Source organism: Komagataeibacter xylinus NBRC 15237 (assembly GCF_001571345.1).
In the GTDB taxonomy this organism is placed as follows: domain Bacteria; phylum Pseudomonadota; class Alphaproteobacteria; order Acetobacterales; family Acetobacteraceae; genus Komagataeibacter; species Komagataeibacter xylinus.
Genome location: NZ_BCTP01000115.1, coordinates 1 through 1734 on the forward strand (window position 1 = coordinate 1; position 1734 = coordinate 1734).

At 57.2% G+C, this 1734-nt stretch carries 1 protein-coding gene and 1 pseudogene; both read left to right on the top strand.

Going from position 1 to position 1734, the window contains the following annotated elements:
- Positions 1-137: 137 nt before the first annotated feature.
- Positions 138-911, top strand: a pseudogene (locus tag GXY01S_RS16610) (aminotransferase-like domain-containing protein); the annotation flags it as partial.
- Positions 912-1027: 116 nt separating this feature from the next.
- Positions 1028-1684 (top strand): IS1595 family transposase, encoded by a 657-nt coding sequence (locus tag GXY01S_RS16615; RefSeq protein ID WP_061276874.1) that lies wholly within the window; start codon positions 1028-1030, stop codon positions 1682-1684.
- Positions 1685-1734 lie beyond the last annotated feature (50 nt).

The window sequence follows — 1734 nt, forward strand, 5'->3', positions numbered from 1 at the left end:
GTTCTGTCATTCAGGGCCTAACAGGCCCTAAAAGGCATGAATGGGGTCATTTAGCGCTAAATTACCCCATTAACCAATTGATAAATAACAATTATTTTTGGGATTTTGAGATTTTATACTATCTTCTGAAACAGTCTCTTATTCTGGTCGGCGTGGACAGTGACATGGAAGGCATGATGCCGGACCAGCTTGATCGGGTCTGCGCCGAGCATCATCCCCGGCTGCTCTACTGCATCCCGACCATCCACAATCCCACCACGGCTACGATGTCGCTGCAAAGGCGCAGGAACATCCTGAAGATTGCCCAGCATCATCATCTTCATATTGCCGAGGACGACCCCTACAGCCTGTTGATGGACAATCCACTCCCGGCACTGGCAGCCCTCGACCATAGCCGTGTCAGCTATGTGGCTACCCTCGCCAAAACGCTCAGCCCCGGCCTGCGCACCGCCTATGTCGCCCTGCCCAATGCGGACATGACCCGGCGGGTGACGGCGGCCATCCGGGCCATTGCGCTCACCAATGCCGGGCTGCTCAGCGCGCTCACGGCGCGATGGATGCAGACAGGGCAGGCGCATACGATCCTGCACGCCATCCAGAAAGAACTGCGCCTGCGCCAGTCCATTGCCCGCAGGGTGCTGGGGGAAGGGCATTGCATGAACCCCGACGGGCCGCATGTCTGGCTAAAACTGCCGGACTGGTGGGGCAGTGCGGATTTTGTGGCGTATGCCCGCAGGCGAGGCCTGGCGCTGGTGCCCAGCACCGTTTTCACCATCAGCGGCGAGCCGCCGCAGCGGGCGCGCATTGCATTGGGCAGCGCACCGGATGCTGCAAGCCTTGAGGAATCCCTGCATGGCGTGCTGTCGGTCCTGCAACACAAACGCTCACCCGGCTTTGCCGATATTGTGTGACCTGCGCGCAGTGTCTGGAATCGATGGGAACATCTGATTCCGGGGCGCGCCATGCGGGCACATGGAAAAACAAAAGGGGCTGGCATAGGTAAGCCGATAAAGGCTTGATATATCCTATGAAAGCACGTCGTCGCAGCCGACTGCCCGTTGACACCCAAAAACGGCTTCTGGAGCACTTCGTTGCGGGCACGCCCGCACGGAGTGCCGCCGAACTTGTGGGCGTCAATCGCAACACCGCGACCCTGTATTACCGCAAGCTGCGCGAAATCATCGCTGAACAGATTGCTCATGACGCACCTTTTTCCGGCGAGATCGAAGTCGATGAAAGCTATTTCGGTGGGCATCGCAAAGGCAAACGGGGCAGAGGTGCTGCCGGAAAAGTCGCCGTCTTTGGTCTGCTGAAGCGGTCTGGCCACGTTCATGCTGTCATGATCCCTAATGCCGGGCACCAGACGCTGATGTCTCTCATCCGGCAGAAAGTGCTCCCAGATTCAATCGCTTACAGTGATTCGTGGCATGCCTACGACAGGCTCGATGTGTCTGAGTTCCATCATGAGCGCGTCGATCACAGCAGGCATTTCACCCAGGGAAGAAACCACATCAATGGCATCGAGAACTTCTGGAGCCAGGCCAAGCGTCATCTGCGACGATACAATGGAATACCACGCAAGGACTTTCATCTCTTCCTGGCCGAATGCGAGTGGCGCTTCAACACCCGCTCGCTCGCAAAGCTCGTGAAAATCCTTACCGAATGGGCTAAGCTCCCTTCCTAACCCGTCCCAATAAACACTTACCTATGCCAGCCCCAAACAAAAAAGCACCT

Coding starts and splice junctions, on each gene's coding strand:
- GXY01S_RS16615 (WP_061276874.1), top strand. CDS start 1,028: ATGAAAGCACGTCGTCGCAGCCGACTGCCCGTTGACACCCAAAAACGG.